Origin of the sequence: Xenorhabdus entomophaga (genome assembly GCF_037996725.1) — a bacterium.
In the GTDB taxonomy this organism is placed as follows: Bacteria; Pseudomonadota; Gammaproteobacteria; order Enterobacterales; family Enterobacteriaceae; genus Xenorhabdus; species Xenorhabdus khoisanae.
Genome location: NZ_JBBMXH010000484.1, coordinates 1 through 226, shown reverse-complemented (window position 1 = coordinate 226; position 226 = coordinate 1). Strand labels below are relative to the sequence as shown.

The 226-nt window shown below is 51.8% G+C and carries 1 pseudogene; it reads left to right on the top strand.

Annotated elements, in window-relative coordinates:
- Positions 1-226 (top strand): annotated as a pseudogene (locus AAC854_RS23740) (type VI secretion system tip protein VgrG); the annotation flags it as partial.

The window sequence follows — 226 nt, the reverse complement described above, 5'->3', positions numbered from 1 at the left end:
CGTGATTTATCAGGTACGTCTGGGTGTCGGCATGGCTCCGAAACGCAGTATTCACCGCGATTACAATCCTGACAGGCCACTTTCTCAGGTGTATCAACTGGAGAGCAGCCCGGAGTATCAGGCGATGGGAACGCTGACACCGTATACCATTTACGAAAGTTATGGCCGTTTTCAGCGGGAGGCCGAAGGCAAACCGTTTGTGAAATATCGGCACGAAGTGCTGAAA